Genomic DNA, 15249 nt, shown 5'->3' on the forward strand with positions numbered 1-15249 from the left:
GTGTCACTTACGCTTTGGCAACAGTGTCTTGCCCGTTTGCAGGATGAGCTTCCTGCCACCGAATTCAGCATGTGGATTCGTCCGCTGCAAGCTGAATTGAACGACAATACGCTGACCTTGTATGCACCAAATCGGTTTGTACTCGACTGGGTTAGAGATAAATATCTCAATAGTATCAATGGGCTGCTGAACGAATTCTGCGGTGCAAATGTGCCGTTACTGCGTTTCGAAGTCGGCACGCGTCCTGCCGCACAGGTGACAACCAGCCAACCGGCGATGGCCACGTCCAGTTACAGCGCACCTGCACCGATTGAAAATCGTCCCGCGCCGACGCAAATCCTGCGTCCAAGCTGGGATTCGGTGCCTGCGCCGGCGGATGTCACTTACCGCTCCAATGTGAATAACCGTCATAACTTCGACAACTTCGTTGAAGGTAAATCGAACCAGCTGGCGCGCGCGGCGGCACGTCAGGTGGCGGATAATCCTGGCGGCGCTTATAACCCACTGTTCCTTTATGGCGGCACCGGCCTGGGTAAAACTCACCTGTTGCACGCGGTGGGTAACGGCATTATTGCGCGCAAGCCCAATGCCAAAGTGGTGTACATGCACTCTGAGCGTTTTGTGCAGGACATGGTTAAAGCCTTGCAGAACAACGCCATCGAAGAGTTTAAGCGTTACTACCGCTCGGTTGATGCGCTGCTGATCGATGACATTCAATTCTTTGCCAATAAAGAGCGCTCGCAGGAAGAGTTCTTCCATACCTTTAACGCGCTGCTGGAAGGCAATCAACAGATCATCCTGACCTCGGATCGCTATCCAAAAGAGATCAACGGCGTAGAAGATCGTCTGAAATCACGTTTTGGCTGGGGATTAACCGTGGCGATCGAGCCGCCTGAGCTGGAGACGCGCGTCGCGATCCTGATGAAGAAAGCCGATGAAAACGATATTCGCCTGCCGGGTGAAGTTGCCTTCTTTATTGCTAAGCGTTTGCGTTCCAACGTTCGTGAGCTGGAAGGCGCGCTGAACCGCGTGATTGCCAACGCGAACTTTACCGGCCGCGCCATTACCATCGATTTCGTGCGCGAAGCGCTGCGCGATCTGCTGGCGCTGCAGGAAAAGCTGGTCACTATTGATAATATTCAGAAAACGGTGGCCGAGTATTACAAAATTAAAGTGGCGGATTTGTTGTCGAAACGCCGTTCGCGTTCGGTAGCGCGTCCGCGCCAGATGGCGATGGCGATGGCGAAAGAGCTCACCAACCACAGCTTGCCGGAGATTGGCGATGCGTTTGGTGGCCGCGACCATACCACCGTGCTTCACGCTTGTCGTAAAATCGAGCAGCTGCGTGAAGAGAGCCACGACATCAAAGAAGATTTCTCTAACCTCATTCGAACACTATCTTCCTGACGCATATGAAATTTATTGTAGAACGTGAGCAGTTACTGAAGCCACTGCAACAGGTTAGCGGTCCACTTGGCGGACGCCCGACGCTGCCGATCCTGGGAAATTTACTGCTGCAGGTTAGCGAAGGCTCGCTGCGCTTGACCGGTACCGATCTGGAAATGGAAATGGTAGCCCGTGTTGCGCTGACGCAGCCGCACGAGCCGGGCGCGACCACGGTTCCCGCGCGTAAATTCCTCGATATTTGCCGCGGTTTGCCGGAAGGCGCTGAGATCAGCCTGACGCTGGAAGGTGACAGAATGCTGGTGCGCTCTGGCCGCAGCCGTTTCTCGCTGTCAACGTTGCCCGCCAGCGACTTCCCGAATCTTGATGACTGGCAAAGCGAGGTGGAATTCACCTTGCCACAGGCGACGCTGAAACGCCTGATCGAAGCCACGCAGTTCTCAATGGCGCATCAGGATGTGCGTTATTACCTCAACGGTATGTTGTTCGAAACCGAAGGCGAAGAGCTGCGTACCGTCGCCACCGATGGTCACCGCCTTGCGGTGTGCTCAATGCCGATTGGTCAGGCGCTGCCGAACCATTCGGTGATCGTGCCGCGTAAAGGTGTGATTGAGCTGATGCGTTTGCTGGATGGCGGCGAAACGCCATTGCAGGTGCAAATCGGTAGCAGCAATATCCGCGCACATGTGGGTGACTTCATCTTTACGTCGAAGCTGGTTGATGGCCGTTTCCCGGATTATCGCCGCGTATTGCCGAAGAACCCCGACAAAGCGCTGGAAGCCGGCTGTGATATTTTGAAGCAGGCGTTTGCGCGTGCGGCGATTCTCTCGAATGAGAAATTCCGCGGCGTTCGAATCTATATCACCGAAAATCAGCTCAAGATCACAGCGAACAACCCAGAGCAGGAAGAAGCGGAAGAGATGCTGGATGTTTCTTACAACGGCACCGATCTGGAGATTGGTTTCAACGTCAGCTATGTGCTGGATGTGTTGAATGCGCTGAAGTGCGAGAACGTGCGTTTGCTGCTGACTGATGGCGTTTCAAGCGTGCAGATTGAAGATGTTGCCAGTCCGGCTGCAGCCTACGTCGTCATGCCAATGCGTTTATAAATATCGGCCTGGCTTACTTGCCATTCTGGTCCCGGGCAGTGCTCGCCCTTGGTCACATACTTCAGTATGCTCCCAAGTTCTGCGCGCTGGCCGTAACCAGACTGGCTGCGCCGCCGACGGCCTGGATCTCAAATGTTAGGTAAAATCCCCTTCTCGCTGGATTCGTTATGGCTTTAACCCGCCTCCTGATTAAAGATTTTCGCAACATCGAGCAGGCCGATCTGGCTTTGGCGCCGGGCTTTAATTTCCTTGTCGGTGCCAACGGCAGCGGCAAAACCAGCGTGCTGGAGGCGATTTACACGCTGGGACACGGTCGCGCGTTTCGCAGTTTGCAAGCTGGCCGAGTGATTCGTCACGATCAGGACGCCTTTGTGCTGCACGGTCGCATCGAAGGCAGCGAACGTGAATTGTCGGTCGGTTTGACCAAGAATCGTGCTGGCGACAGCAAAGTGCGAATTGATGGCAGCGATGGTCACAAAGTGGCGGAGCTGGCGCAGCTGCTGCCGATGCAGCTGATTACGCCGGAAGGTTTTACCCTGCTCAATGGCGGCCCAAAATACCGTCGTGCCTACATCGATTGGGGCTGTTTTCACGCCTCGCCCGGTTTTTTCCATGCCTGGAGCAATTTGCGTCGTCTGCTAAAACAGCGCAATGCGGCGCTGCGTCAGGTTTCGCGCTACAGCCAGATTCGTCCGTGGGATCAGGAACTGGTGCCGCTGGCCGAGCAGATAAGCCAATGGCGTGCCGAATACAGCGCGGCGATTTCCCGCGAGATCATCGCCACCTGCGGCCAGTTTTTACCGGAGTTTGAGTTGGCGTTCTCTTTCCAGCGCGGCTGGGATAAAGAGAGCGATTACGCCGAACTGCTGGAGCGCAATTTCGAGCGCGACCGCGCGCTCACGTACACCGCCAGCGGCCCGCATAAAGCCGATTTTCGTATTCGTGCCGAGGGCACGCCGGTGGAAGATTTACTCTCACGCGGCCAGTTAAAACTGCTGATGTGTGCGCTGCGCTTAGCGCAGGGCGAATACCTGACGCGCAGCAGCGGAAGACGCTGTTTGTATTTGATTGATGACTTTGCCTCAGAGCTGGATGACACCCGTCGTCGGCTGTTAGCTGAACGCCTAAAAGCCACGCAGGCTCAAGTATTTGTCAGCGCCATTGGTGTCGAGCATGTAATCGACATGAGTGATGAAAAGGGCAAGATGTTCCGCGTGGAACAGGGTAAAATAGTGGTTCAACCTGAAGATTAAATGAGCGAGAAACGTTGATGTCGAATTCTTATGACTCCTCAAGTATCAAAGTCCTGAAAGGGCTTGATGCGGTACGCAAACGCCCGGGCATGTACATCGGCGATACGGATGACGGCACCGGTCTGCATCACATGGTATTCGAAGTCGTGGATAACGCAATCGACGAAGCGCTCGCCGGTCACTGTAGTGACATTACCGTTACTATTCATGCAGATAACTCTGTCTCAGTGCAAGATGATGGCCGTGGTATTCCTACCGGCATTCACCCGGAAGAGGGCGTCTCTGCTGCTGAAGTGATCATGACCGTCCTGCACGCCGGCGGTAAATTTGATGATAACTCGTATAAAGTTTCCGGTGGTCTGCACGGCGTTGGCGTTTCAGTCGTAAATGCCCTGTCGCAGAAGCTGGAGCTGACCATTCGCCGTGAAGGCAAAGTGCATCAGCAGGTTTATCAGCACGGCGTGCCGCAGGCACCGCTGGCAGTATCGGGTGATACCGATGCAACCGGTACTCGCGTGCGCTTCTGGCCGAGCTACGAAACCTTCACCAACGTGATTGAGTTTGAGTACGAAATCCTGGCGAAACGCCTGCGTGAACTGTCGTTCCTCAACTCTGGTGTCTCAATTCGTCTGGAAGACAAGCGCGACGGCAAGAACGATCACTTCCACTACGAAGGTGGCATCAAGGCGTTTGTTGAGTATCTCAACAAGAACAAAACCCCAATTCATCCAACGGTGTTCTACTTCTCGACTGAGAAAGATGGCATCGGCGTGGAAGTGGCGCTGCAGTGGAACGATGGTTTCCAGGAAAACATCTACTGTTTCACCAACAACATTCCACAGCGCGACGGCGGTACGCATCTTGCCGGCTTCCGTGCGGCAATGACGCGTACGCTAAACGCCTACATGGACAAAGAAGGCTACAGCAAAAAAGCCAAAGTCAGCGCGACCGGTGACGATGCGCGTGAAGGCCTGATTGCTGTAGTTTCCGTGAAAGTGCCGGATCCGAAATTCTCTTCTCAGACCAAAGATAAGCTGGTCTCTTCAGAAGTGAAATCGGCGGTTGAGCAGCAGATGAATGAACTGCTGGCGGAATACCTGCTGGAAAACCCATCTGACGCGAAAATTGTGGTCGGTAAAATCATCGATGCGGCGCGTGCGCGTGAAGCAGCTCGTCGTGCACGTGAAATGACTCGCCGTAAAGGCGCGCTGGATTTGGCTGGCTTGCCAGGCAAACTGGCCGACTGTCAGGAGCGCGATCCGGCGCTGTCTGAAATCTACCTTGTGGAAGGGGACTCAGCGGGCGGCTCAGCAAAACAGGGCCGTAACCGTAAGAACCAGGCGATTCTGCCGTTGAAAGGTAAAATCCTCAACGTAGAGAAAGCGCGTTTCGACAAGATGCTCGCTTCGCAGGAAGTTGCCACGCTGATCACCGCGCTGGGCTGTGGTATCGGCCGTGATGAATACAATCCGGACAAATTGCGTTATCACAGCATCATCATCATGACCGATGCGGACGTCGACGGCTCGCACATTCGTACGCTGCTGTTGACCTTCTTCTACCGTCAGATGCCAGAAATTGTAGAACGTGGTCACGTCTACATTGCTCAGCCGCCACTGTATAAAGTGAAAAAAGGCAAGCAAGAACAGTACATTAAAGACGATGAAGCGATGGATCAGTATCAGATTTCTATCGCACTCGACGGCGCTACGCTGCACACCAACGCCAGCGCACCGGCATTGGGTGGCCAGCCGCTGGAAACGCTGGTGGCTGATTTCAACGGCACGCAGCGCATGATCAAACGTATGGAGCGCCGTTTCCCTACGGCTCTGCTACGCGGCCTGATCTACCATCCAACCTTAAGCGACCTCAGCAATGAAGCCGACGTGAAGGGCTGGATTGACGGTTTAGTGGCCTATTTGACCGAGCGTGAAGCGCATGGCAGCAGCTACCTTGCGCACGTCCGCGCTAACCATGAGCAGAACCTGTTTGAACCGGTGCTGCGAGTGCGTACGCACGGCGTGGATACCGATTATCCGCTGGATAGCGAGTTCATCGATGGACCGGAATACCGCAAAATCTGTGCACTAGGCGAACAGCTGCGTGGCCTGATCGAAGAAGATGCATATATCGAACGTGGCGAACGTCGTCAGCCGGTCACCAGCTTCGAGCAGGCGATTGAATGGCTGGTGAAAGAGTCACGTCGCGGTCTGTCTGTACAGCGTTATAAAGGTTTGGGTGAGATGAACCCAGAGCAGCTGTGGGAAACCACCATGGATCCCGATAGCCGCCGCATGTTGCGTGTGACCATCAAGGATGCGATTGCTGCCGATCAGCTGTTCACCACCTTGATGGGCGATGCGGTAGAACCACGTCGCGCCTTCATTGAAGAGAATGCGCTGAAAGCCGCTAACATCGATATCTAATCGACACGGCAAAACGTAAAAACCCTTCCCAGCTGGAAGGGTTTTTTGTTTTCAGCGCGGGACAGAGAAACGGAAGCAAGCGCCCGATGTTTGATCATCCAGACGGATATCACGCTCATGCAGTTGCAGGATGCGGCGCACCACCATCAACCCCAAACCCCCGCTGTTTTTACGCGTGCTGGCATGCGTTAACGCAGATGGACGTTCAAACAGCGTGGCGCGTAAATTATCAGGAATGCCCGGCCCGGAATCTTTCAGACTCACTTCTACCTCACGATCGGCGCTGCGTAACGTCACCTCAATGGTGCCCGCTTCCGGCGTATGCTTGATCGCATTATCAAACAGGTTGGTCAGCACGCGATCGATCATCGATACATCGGCGTTCACCTGTGGCAGCTGCTCTGGCATATCCACCACAAAGCGGATATTGCGCGTGCTGGCCATTAACTCAAACTTCTGTACCACATCGTAAGTCAGTTCCGAGAGGCTAAACATCTCTCGATTAGGCTTGATCACGCCATATTCCAGCTGTGCCAGCTCAAAAAGCTGCTGCGCCAGCATGCTAACTTTCTGGCTTTGCGACAGCGCGATGTGCAGATAACGCTGACTCTCGGCCGATTTCAGGCTGTCCGATTTATACAGCAGGGTTTCGAGGTAGCCATGCAAAGTGGTGAGCGGCGTACGCAGGTCGTGCGAGATATTGGCAACAAAATCGCGGCGCAGCTGGTCCTGATAAGCCAGCTTTTCCCACTGAAAAGCGACGCGTCGCGCCATGCCGACAAAGGCACCTTGCAACAAACTCACTTCATCTTTTTCATGAGGTTTTGGCAGCGGGAGATCAGCCAGTTGTTTTATCTCGGTCATGTCTTCACGGTTAAGTTGGCGAACGCGCTGCGTTAACTGACGCATAGGCCGCGTGATCAAACTAAACGCCACCGCGCCCGCCGTCAGGCCAAATAACACCACCAGTAAAGATGACCAGAAAGACGTGCGCATCAGAATATCAATCTGTGCTTCCTGCGCCAGCTGGTGATAATTCTCACCCTGCAATATCACATACAGATAGCCCACCGTTTGACCATTACGCGCCAGCGGCGCCACGCTAAATACTTTATTTTCCTGGAGATTACGCGGATCATCACCGTATACCGGCGATGTCGCGCCATTCAGTTGCGCCTGTATGGGCTTCAGGCTGACATGGGTGCGTTTGATATGACCTGGCGGCGCCGCATCGGCGAGAATGTTGCCCTGCAAGTCCAGCAAATAGACTTCCACGCTGGGATTGAGCACCATCAAATCGCTAAACAGTGCCTTCATTAGCGGCAAATTAACGCCTTTTTCACCAATCATATTGGGATTGAGGCTGGCGATGCTACGCGCCAATCCATCGGACAAACGCTGCACCACCGCGCTACCATATTGCGCGTTAATACGAATCTGCATCCAACCTGACAGCAGTGTGCAAAGTAACAGCAAAGAAGCAAAAACCAGCGCCAGGCGTTGGCTGAGTGTCAGGCGTTTCATCATTATTAACCTAATTCGCAGGTAGCGAGAATTTGTAGCCTTTTCCCCACACCGTAAGGATGTAGTGCGGTTCAGCAGGATTATCTTCAATTTTTAACCGTAAGCGGTTGATGTGTGTATTCACAGTGTGTTCATAGCCATCATGTTGATAGCCCCAAACCTGATTAAGCAGGTTGAGGCGGGAGAACACTTTTCCCGGATGTTTGGCGAAGTGATAGAGCAGATCGAATTCCCGAGGCGTTAAGGTGATCGGCTTACTGTCCAACCAGACTTCACGTGCCACCGGATCAATCATTAATGCGCCCAGCTGTAAGGTGCCGGCCTCCATGCGTGAATTTAAGTTCATCGCTTCCTGACGCCGAAATAGCGCTTTAAGTCGCGCCACCAATTCCAGCACCGAAAAAGGCTTCGGCAGATAATCATCTGCACCCAACTCAAGACCCAACACGCGATGAACTTCACTGGAGCGTGCGCTGATCATAATGATCGGCGTATAGCGCTTCATAGCGCGTGCCCGGCGACAGATTTCCAGACCATCAATACCAGGCAACATCAGATCGAGAATTAAGGCGTCCCAATGCTGAGATTCCAGAAGCTTAACGGCGAGATTTCCGTCTGCGGCATGTGTTACATCATAGCCTTCATCCTGAAAGTTTAAGCGCAGAACGTCGGCAATTCCGCTGTCATCTTCGACGATAAGTACTTTTTTTGCGTCAGACATCATCCCTTCCTGCTTCGCTAATTTAATCAATATTACCGCTTAAAACCCCTCAGAGTTTTCACATTTTGTTTAACTCGACGTGAGGCTTTGGTGAACAACAATTGGACACAATAGCATCCAGACATGAGTGATTGAGGTCAGACATGGATGGAAATTATTGCGTCTGCACCGGGGAAAGTGGCTGACGTTATCAAGCCAAATGGAAGGTAAACAGAGAATGAGCTCATGCGTCTATTGAGACATTTCTTGTCATACGGCTCGGCGGAATGACGGCAGAATGCGGCCTGAATTGATTGATGGGACCGGTTAAATGGAGATGCAGATGGATGATAAATCAAAATGTTCAGCCGTGATCCATCCGTGGTGGTTACGCGTTTGTCACTGGATGAATGCCGCGGCCATTGTGATTATGACGCTGAGCGGATGGCGCATTTACAACGCTTCTCCACTCTTTGATTTTCGCTTTCCCGGTGAGATTACTCTCGGCGGTTGGTTGGGTGGTGCGTTGCAATGGCACTTCGCCGCGATGTGGATTTTCGCCGCAAATGGTGTGGTTTATCTGGCGATGAACCTATTTACCGGTCGCTTCGGTAAGAAGTTTCTGCCGCTGAGTTTGCGCGGATTCTTACATGATGCACTCAGCGCGCTGAAAGGCAAATTAGCCCATGCAGATTTACGTCAATACAACAACGTACAGCGCGCCGCTTATCTGTTTGTGATGGTGGTTTGCCTGCTGCTGGTGCTGTCTGGCTTAGTGCTGTGGAAATCGGTGCAGTTTGGACTGTTACGAGACCTGCTGGGCGGTTATGAAGCGGCACGTTACATCCACTTTTATGCTATGTCAGCGCTGGTGGGATTTGTCGCGGTACATATTGTGATGGTGGCGCTGGTACCAAAAACGCTGCTCGCAATGTTGCGCGGACGCTAAGGAGAGCGAAATGAAAAAAATTGATGTTGATCTTTCGCCCAGCGATGCAGATGCCTTGGTCAAAGAGGCGCAGCAGTTACTGGCACGCAAACTGGATTCATCCTCACGTCGCCGCTTTTTACGTCAGGGCTTAACGCTCGGCGGCGTAGTGATGTTAACCGGCTGCGATCTCAGTGATAAACCGGACGTTGATAGCGTGCTGAATAAATTTTCCCGCTTCAACGATCGTGTGCAGAGCTGGCTGTTTAATCCGGCCAATCTGTCACCGGAATACAGCGCCGATCGTATCTCGCAATCTTTTCCGTTTAACGCGTTTTACGGTGAGGAAGATATCCCGCAGATCAATGGCGATCAGTGGCGTCTGGAGATTGCCGGGTTGGTGAATGATAAACGTAGCTGGTCGCTGCCTGAGCTCTACAACATGCAGCAGGTTGATCAGATAACGCGCCATATCTGCGTTGAAGGGTGGAGTGAAATTGGTCGCTGGGGTGGCGTGCGTTTTGCTGATTTCCTGAAGCTGATTGGCGCCGATACCACAGCCAAATACGTCAGCTTCAAGTGTGCGGATGATTATTACACCAGCATCGATATGGCATCGGCGCTGCATCCGCAAACCATCATGGCGCTGAGCTGGGATGGACGAATTCTACCGCCTGAATATGGTTATCCGATGAAGATCCGTATTCCCACCAAACTGGGATACAAAAATCCGAAGCATATTCAGGTGATAGAAATAACCAATCGTTATACCGGTGGTTACTGGGAAGACGAGGGCTACAACTGGTTCGGCGGAAGCTGATCCCTTAACTCGGTGCCATATTGCGCCAACACCTTTTATAAACCCTAGAAATGTAAGGAAACACCCGATGAAAAACGTAATCGTAGCAACCTTTATCGCTTCAATGATGACCATGTCTGTAGCTTACGCGGCTGATACCATGGGCAAAGACGCCATGAAAAAAGACGAAATGGGCATGAAGAAAGATGCCATGCACAAAGACGCGATGGGCATGAAGAAAGATGCCATGAAGAAAGACGAAATGGGCATGAAGAAAGATGCCATGCACAAAGACGCGATGGGCATGAAGAAAGATGCCATGAAGAAAGACGAAATGGGCATGAAAAAAGATGCCATGAAGAAAGATGAAATGGGCATGAAAAAAGACGCCATGAGCCACTAAGATCATCCTCTTACTCCATGTATGCCGGGCCATCACTTTCGTGATGGCCTTTTTCTTTACGGGGAAAAAATCTGAAGTCGGGTGCGAAACTGGTCAATGTGAGCTGAATCGCGCTAGCATTGATCAAAACCCTGACTCAACGAGGACGTTATGGCTATAAAACTGGTTGCAATCGATATGGACGGCACGCTGCTCAATCCGCAGCACGAGATCACGCCTGCAGTTAAATCGGCCATTGAGCGCGCACATAAAAAAGGTGTGATGGTGGTGCTCACTACCGGCCGTCCGTTCGTCGGCATTCAGCGCTATCTGATGGAGCTGAATCTGGTTGATGAAGGTCAATACTGCATCAGCTACAACGGTGCGCTGGTGCATCGCGCTAATGATGGCGAGTGCGTCGCGGAAATCACGCTGGGTTTTGATGACTATTTATATATCGAACAGCTGGCGCGCGACCTTGGCGTCCACTTCCAGGCCTTCGACAAATCCTTCCTCTATACGCCGAACAAAGACATTAGCGAATTCACCATCCACGAAGCGAGCCTGACCGGCATTCCAGTGCGCTATCGTGCCGTGGAGGAGATGGATCGCGCCACGCGTTTCCCTAAGCTGATGATGATCGATAAGCCCGATCTGCTGGATTCTGCCATTCAGCGCTTGCCGCAGCAGGCACGCGACAACTACACCATTCTCAAAAGCGCGCCTTACTACCTCGAAATCCTCGATTCCCGCGTGAATAAAGGTCAAGGCGTGAAAATGCTGGCTGAGAAGCTCGGCCTGGCGCGCGAAGAAGTGATGGCAATTGGAGATCAGGAAAATGATCTGGCGATGATTGAGTATGCAGGAACCGGCGTAGCAATGGGCAATGCCATTGATTCGGTGAAGAAAATCGCACAGTTCATTACCAAAACCAATATGGAAGACGGCGTAGCGCACGCCATTGAAGAGCTGGTGCTGTAAACCCTTCTTATTCTCCTCACGCTGTTTTTTGGTCGCCACAAATGGCGACCCTACAAACCTCACCAAGCCATCGTAGGGTCGCCATTCGTGGCGACCTTATTACATCATCACACAAGCATTGTCTATTTTGTGATCCATATTGTAGTACAACTTAACTTAATGGTACTACAATCGACGGCGCAGGTCAGGGCGGCCGTTAGGCTTCGCTACGCGAAAGCAGTAATCTGATGCGTAACTGCCTTTCACTGAATGGAACATCATGACGCAAGAACAATTAAGCAAAACAGAGCGCATCATCCTGACGCTGGGTGAAGAAATTGTGGCCGGCAAATTTGTACCGGGCGCGGCGTTACCCGCCGAAGCTGAGCTGTGTGAGCGCTTCGGCACCTCGCGCAACATCATCCGCGAAGTGTTTCGCTCGCTGATGGCGAAACGTTTGATGGAGATGAAGCGCTATCGCGGCGCGTTCGTCACGCCGCGCAATCACTGGAACTATCTCGATAGCGACGTATTGCAGTGGGCGCTGGCGCACGATCAGGACCCGCGTCTGATTGCCGCCATGAACGAAGTACGTGTGCTGGTCGAGCCGCAGATTGCGCGCTGGTCAGCCGAACGCGCCACCTCAAGCGATCTGGCTGCGATTGAACTGGCATACAACGAGATGGTTGCTAACCACCTCAATCGTGATGCCTTTAATGAAGCGGATATCCGCTATCACGAAGCGGTGCTGAATTCGGTACACAATCCGGTGCTGCAGCAGCTCAATGTGGCGATTAGCCAGCTGCAAAAAGCGGTGTTCGCGCAAACCTACATGGCGGACGAAGGCAACATGCCGCGCACGCTCGCCGAACACAAAGCACTGTTCGATGCCATTCGTCATCAGGATGGCGATGCTGCTGAGCAGGCGGCGAAAGCGATGATTGCCAGCTCAACGGCGCGACTCAAGGAGATTATGTGACCAGCTATATCGTGATTGATTGGGGCTCAACCAACCTGCGCGCCTGGCATTATCAAACCGGCGTTTGCATCGATGAGCGTCGTTCGGAAGCCGGCGTCACGCGCCTGGGCGATCGTACGCCAGCGGAAGTGTTTGCCAGCATCACTGCCGGTTGGCCAGTCAACGACGTGCCGGTGGTGATGGCGGGCATGGTGGGCAGCAATGCCGGCTGGCTGTCGGTGCCGTATCTCTCCTGTCCGGTGGCGCTGGGCGAAATCGCTTGCCGCATGACGCGCGTTGAGGATAAAGCGTGGATCGTGCCGGGATTGAGTGTCGAACGTGCTGACAACTACAACGTTATGCGCGGTGAAGAGACGCAGCTGCTCGGCGCGTTAGAACTGCAACCTGCGCCGCTCTACGTGATGCCAGGAACGCACGCCAAGTGGGTGCAGATGGAACAGGATCGCGTGCTGGATTTCCGCACCGTGATGACCGGTGAACTGCATCATCTGCTGCTGAAACAGTCGCTGATTGGCGCGGGTTTACCCGAGCAGCAAGAGAACGCGGCAGCTTTCCGCGAAGGTGTGCAAGTCGGCAGCAACGATGCTTCGATTCTCTCGCGCCTATTTGAAGTCCGCGCTTCTCACGTGCTCGGCGCACGCGATCGCCGCCATATCAGTGACTTTCTTTCAGGCTTGCTGATTGGTCACGAAGTGGCGCTGATGACGCAACAGGCCAACGCCACCAGCCGACCGATCACCATTATTGCCGGTAGCGCGCTGGCGCAACGTTATCAGCAGGCGCTGCAGTTTATCGGCATGGATTCAGTCACGCTGGAAGGCGATCGTGCTTTCCAGCATGGAATAAGGAGTATTGCGAATGTCCTGGCAAACTAAAGTCCCGCTGATCGCCATTCTGCGCGGCATCACGCCGGATGAAGCCGAAGCGCACGTTGGAGCACTGATTGAAGCGGGTTTCGATGCGATTGAAATCCCGCTCAACTCGCCGGAGTGGGCGAAAAGCATCGGCGCGATGGTGCAAACCTTCGGCGATAAAGCGCTGATTGGCGCGGGTACGGTGCTGAATCCGGCGCAGGTCGATGAGCTGGCAACGCTGAACAGCAAATTAGTCGTCACGCCAAACACCGATGTTGCGGTAATCCGTCAGGCAGTCGCCAAAGGGATGATTGTTGCCGCCGGTTGCGCCACCGCGACCGAAGCGTTCACCGCCTTACAGGCAGGTGCGCAGGCGCTGAAAATTTTTCCGTCGTCAGCCTTTGGTCCGGGCTACATCAAAGCGCTGAAAGCGGTGCTGCCGCCGGAAGTGCCGGTGTTTGCCGTAGGCGGCGTGACGCCGGAAAACCTGCATGAATTTATGGCCGCAGGCTGCATTGGCGCGGGCTTGGGCAGCGATCTCTATCGCGCCGGCCAGCCGCTGTCGCGCACTGTGGAACAGGCTCGCGCATTTATTGCTGCATATAAGGACGCTGTACGATGAAAATTACCAAACTGACCACTTATCGCCTGCCGCCACGCTGGATGTTCCTGAAAATCGAAACTGACGAAGGCATCGTTGGCTGGGGCGAACCGGTGATTGAAGGCCGTGCGCGCAGCGTAGAAGCGGCGGTGCATGAGCTGTCGGAATACCTGATTGGTCAGGATCCGGCGCGCATCAACGATTTATGGCAGGTGATGTATCGCGGCGGCTTCTATCGCGGCGGCCCGATTCTGATGAGCGCCATCGCTGGTATCGATCAGGCATTGTGGGATATCAAAGGCAAAGCGCTCGGCGTGCCGGTATATCAACTGCTCGGCGGTTTAGTGCGTGACAGCATCAAAGCCTACAGCTGGGTGGGCGGCGATCGTCCCGCAGATGTGATTGATGGCATCAAGAAACTGCGCACCATCGGTTTTGATACCTTCAAACTCAACGGCTGCGAAGAGATGGGCATTATCGATAACGCGCGCAAAGTCGATGACGCGGTGAATACCGTGGCGCAGATCCGTGAAGCCTTTGGCAAAGAGATTGAGTTTGGCCTCGATTTCCACGGCCGCGTTAGCGCGCCAATGGCAAAAGTACTGATCAAAGAGCTGGAACCCTATCGCCCGCTGTTTATTGAAGAGCCGGTGCTGGCGGAGCAGGCGGAATATTATCCGCGTCTGGCAGCGCAAACTCACATTCCCATCGCCGCTGGCGAACGCATGTTCTCGCGCTTTGAGTTCAAACGCGTGCTGGAAGCGGGTGGCCTGGCGATTCTGCAACCGGATCTGTCACACGCGGGCGGCATCACCGAGTGCTACAAAATTGCTGCGATGGCCGAATCTTACGATGTGGCGCTGGCTCCACACTGTCCGCTGGGCCCAATCGCGCTGGCCGCGTGCCTGCACGTTGACTTCGTCTCACGCAATGCAGTGTTCCAGGAGCAGAGCATGGGGATTCACTATAATCAAGGCGCCGAATTGCTCGATTACGTGATCAATAAAGACGATTTTAAAATGGATGACGGTCATTTCTATCCGTTAAATAAACCGGGCCTCGGCGTGGAAATTAACGAAGAGCTGGTGATCGAACGCAGTAAAAATGCACCTGACTGGCGTAATCCCTTATGGAGATTCCCGGATGGTTCTGTCGCCGAGTGGTAATTAATACGTATTAAATTTTATTAAATCTCGATAATTATATGCCGGAAAATAGGGTATAGGGCTTCGCTCAGCCTGTTTCCCGGCACAGCTTATTTACCGCTGACGCGGTTTTACCTTTTATATCGCTACCCTACATTTGCCGGGGCGTGCTCTGTCGCGCCTAA

General features: G+C 53.5%; 14 protein-coding genes. 12 read left to right on the forward strand and 2 right to left on the reverse strand.

The genetic code is table 11. From position 1 onward, the window contains the following. The 4 genes from dnaA to gyrB all read left to right on the forward strand — a co-directional run bounded on the left by dnaA (position 1) and on the right by gyrB (position 6192). Complete coding sequence (gene dnaA, locus VIJ98_RS00005) at positions 1 to 1407, forward strand: chromosomal replication initiator protein DnaA (RefSeq protein ID WP_008105301.1); 1407 nt, start codon at positions 1 to 3, stop codon at positions 1405 to 1407. Between the two features lie 5 nt (positions 1408 to 1412). Next, on the forward strand, positions 1413 to 2513 hold the full coding sequence (gene dnaN / locus VIJ98_RS00010) for a DNA polymerase III subunit beta (protein ID WP_008105300.1): 1101 nt from the start codon (positions 1413 to 1415) through the stop codon (positions 2511 to 2513). A 167-nt stretch (positions 2514 to 2680) separates the two neighbouring features. Next, positions 2681 to 3766: a DNA replication/repair protein RecF gene (recF, locus tag VIJ98_RS00015; protein ID WP_008105299.1), complete on the forward strand. Its 1086-nt coding sequence runs from the start codon at positions 2681 to 2683 to the stop codon at positions 3764 to 3766. Positions 3767 to 3783: 17 nt separating this feature from the next. Further along, a complete protein-coding gene (gene gyrB / locus VIJ98_RS00020; protein ID WP_008105298.1) occupies positions 3784 to 6192 on the forward strand; it encodes a DNA topoisomerase (ATP-hydrolyzing) subunit B in 2409 nt (802 codons plus the stop codon). A gap of 51 nt (positions 6193 to 6243) precedes the next feature. Here the strand turns inward: gyrB and VIJ98_RS00025 are convergent, their stop codons facing one another. Continuing rightward, positions 6244 to 7716 carry an ATP-binding protein gene (locus tag VIJ98_RS00025; protein ID WP_154156981.1) on the reverse strand — a complete coding sequence of 491 codons (1473 nt, stop codon included), beginning with the start codon at positions 7714 to 7716 and terminating at the stop codon, positions 6244 to 6246. A 10-nt stretch (positions 7717 to 7726) separates the two neighbouring features. Then, on the reverse strand, positions 7727 to 8437 hold the full coding sequence (locus tag VIJ98_RS00030) for a response regulator transcription factor (protein WP_008105296.1): 711 nt from the start codon (positions 8435 to 8437) through the stop codon (positions 7727 to 7729). 322 nt (positions 8438 to 8759) lie between these two features. On the opposite strand from VIJ98_RS00030, the gene VIJ98_RS00035 reads away from it, so the two are divergent. From VIJ98_RS00035 to dgoD, 8 genes are all read left to right on the forward strand, one after another. Next, on the forward strand, positions 8760 to 9365 hold the full coding sequence (locus VIJ98_RS00035) for a cytochrome b/b6 domain-containing protein (RefSeq protein ID WP_091004243.1): 606 nt from the start codon (positions 8760 to 8762) through the stop codon (positions 9363 to 9365). Positions 9366 to 9375: 10 nt separating this feature from the next. Continuing rightward, complete coding sequence (locus tag VIJ98_RS00040) at positions 9376 to 10164, forward strand: molybdopterin-dependent oxidoreductase (protein WP_154195015.1); 789 nt, start codon at positions 9376 to 9378, stop codon at positions 10162 to 10164. 67 nt (positions 10165 to 10231) lie between these two features. After that, positions 10232 to 10546: a hypothetical protein gene (locus tag VIJ98_RS00045; protein ID WP_323271818.1), complete on the forward strand. Its 315-nt coding sequence runs from the start codon at positions 10232 to 10234 to the stop codon at positions 10544 to 10546. A gap of 150 nt (positions 10547 to 10696) precedes the next feature. Then, a complete protein-coding gene (gene yidA, locus VIJ98_RS00050) occupies positions 10697 to 11506 on the forward strand; it encodes a sugar-phosphatase (protein ID WP_258144236.1) in 810 nt (269 codons plus the stop codon). A gap of 259 nt (positions 11507 to 11765) precedes the next feature. Beyond that, the gene (locus VIJ98_RS00055) at positions 11766 to 12464 is read left to right on the forward strand and encodes a FadR/GntR family transcriptional regulator (protein WP_008105291.1); all 699 of its coding nucleotides are present in this window, start codon (positions 11766 to 11768) and stop codon (positions 12462 to 12464) included. Continuing rightward, positions 12461 to 13339: a 2-dehydro-3-deoxygalactonokinase gene (locus VIJ98_RS00060; protein WP_323271819.1), complete on the forward strand. Its 879-nt coding sequence runs from the start codon at positions 12461 to 12463 to the stop codon at positions 13337 to 13339. Before VIJ98_RS00055 ends, VIJ98_RS00060 begins: the two co-directional genes overlap by 4 nt. Beyond that, positions 13323 to 13940 (forward strand): 2-dehydro-3-deoxy-6-phosphogalactonate aldolase, encoded by a 618-nt coding sequence (locus tag VIJ98_RS00065; RefSeq protein WP_154156948.1) that lies wholly within the window; start codon positions 13323 to 13325, stop codon positions 13938 to 13940. The genes VIJ98_RS00060 and VIJ98_RS00065 overlap by 17 nt, the downstream gene beginning before the upstream one ends. Continuing rightward, a complete protein-coding gene (dgoD, locus tag VIJ98_RS00070) occupies positions 13937 to 15085 on the forward strand; it encodes a galactonate dehydratase (RefSeq protein ID WP_007893527.1) in 1149 nt (382 codons plus the stop codon). The genes VIJ98_RS00065 and dgoD overlap by 4 nt, the downstream gene beginning before the upstream one ends. Positions 15086 to 15249 lie beyond the last annotated feature (164 nt).

This window comes from Pantoea sp. S18 (genome assembly GCF_045689705.1).
Classification (GTDB): domain Bacteria; phylum Pseudomonadota; class Gammaproteobacteria; order Enterobacterales; family Enterobacteriaceae; genus Pantoea; species Pantoea symbiotica.

Coding starts and splice junctions, on each gene's coding strand:
- VIJ98_RS00030 (WP_008105296.1), bottom strand. CDS start 8,437: ATGTCTGACGCAAAAAAAGTACTTATCGTCGAAGATGACAGCGGAATT.
- VIJ98_RS00045 (WP_323271818.1), top strand. CDS start 10,232: ATGAAAAACGTAATCGTAGCAACCTTTATCGCTTCAATGATGACCATG.
- VIJ98_RS00040 (WP_154195015.1), top strand. CDS start 9,376: ATGAAAAAAATTGATGTTGATCTTTCGCCCAGCGATGCAGATGCCTTG.
- VIJ98_RS00055 (WP_008105291.1), top strand. CDS start 11,766: ATGACGCAAGAACAATTAAGCAAAACAGAGCGCATCATCCTGACGCTG.
- VIJ98_RS00025 (WP_154156981.1), bottom strand. CDS start 7,716: ATGAAACGCCTGACACTCAGCCAACGCCTGGCGCTGGTTTTTGCTTCT.
- recF (WP_008105299.1), top strand. CDS start 2,681: ATGGCTTTAACCCGCCTCCTGATTAAAGATTTTCGCAACATCGAGCAG.
- yidA (WP_258144236.1), top strand. CDS start 10,697: ATGGCTATAAAACTGGTTGCAATCGATATGGACGGCACGCTGCTCAAT.
- gyrB (WP_008105298.1), top strand. CDS start 3,784: ATGTCGAATTCTTATGACTCCTCAAGTATCAAAGTCCTGAAAGGGCTT.
- VIJ98_RS00065 (WP_154156948.1), top strand. CDS start 13,323: ATGTCCTGGCAAACTAAAGTCCCGCTGATCGCCATTCTGCGCGGCATC.
- dgoD (WP_007893527.1), top strand. CDS start 13,937: ATGAAAATTACCAAACTGACCACTTATCGCCTGCCGCCACGCTGGATG.
- dnaN (WP_008105300.1), top strand. CDS start 1,413: ATGAAATTTATTGTAGAACGTGAGCAGTTACTGAAGCCACTGCAACAG.
- VIJ98_RS00035 (WP_091004243.1), top strand. CDS start 8,760: ATGGATGATAAATCAAAATGTTCAGCCGTGATCCATCCGTGGTGGTTA.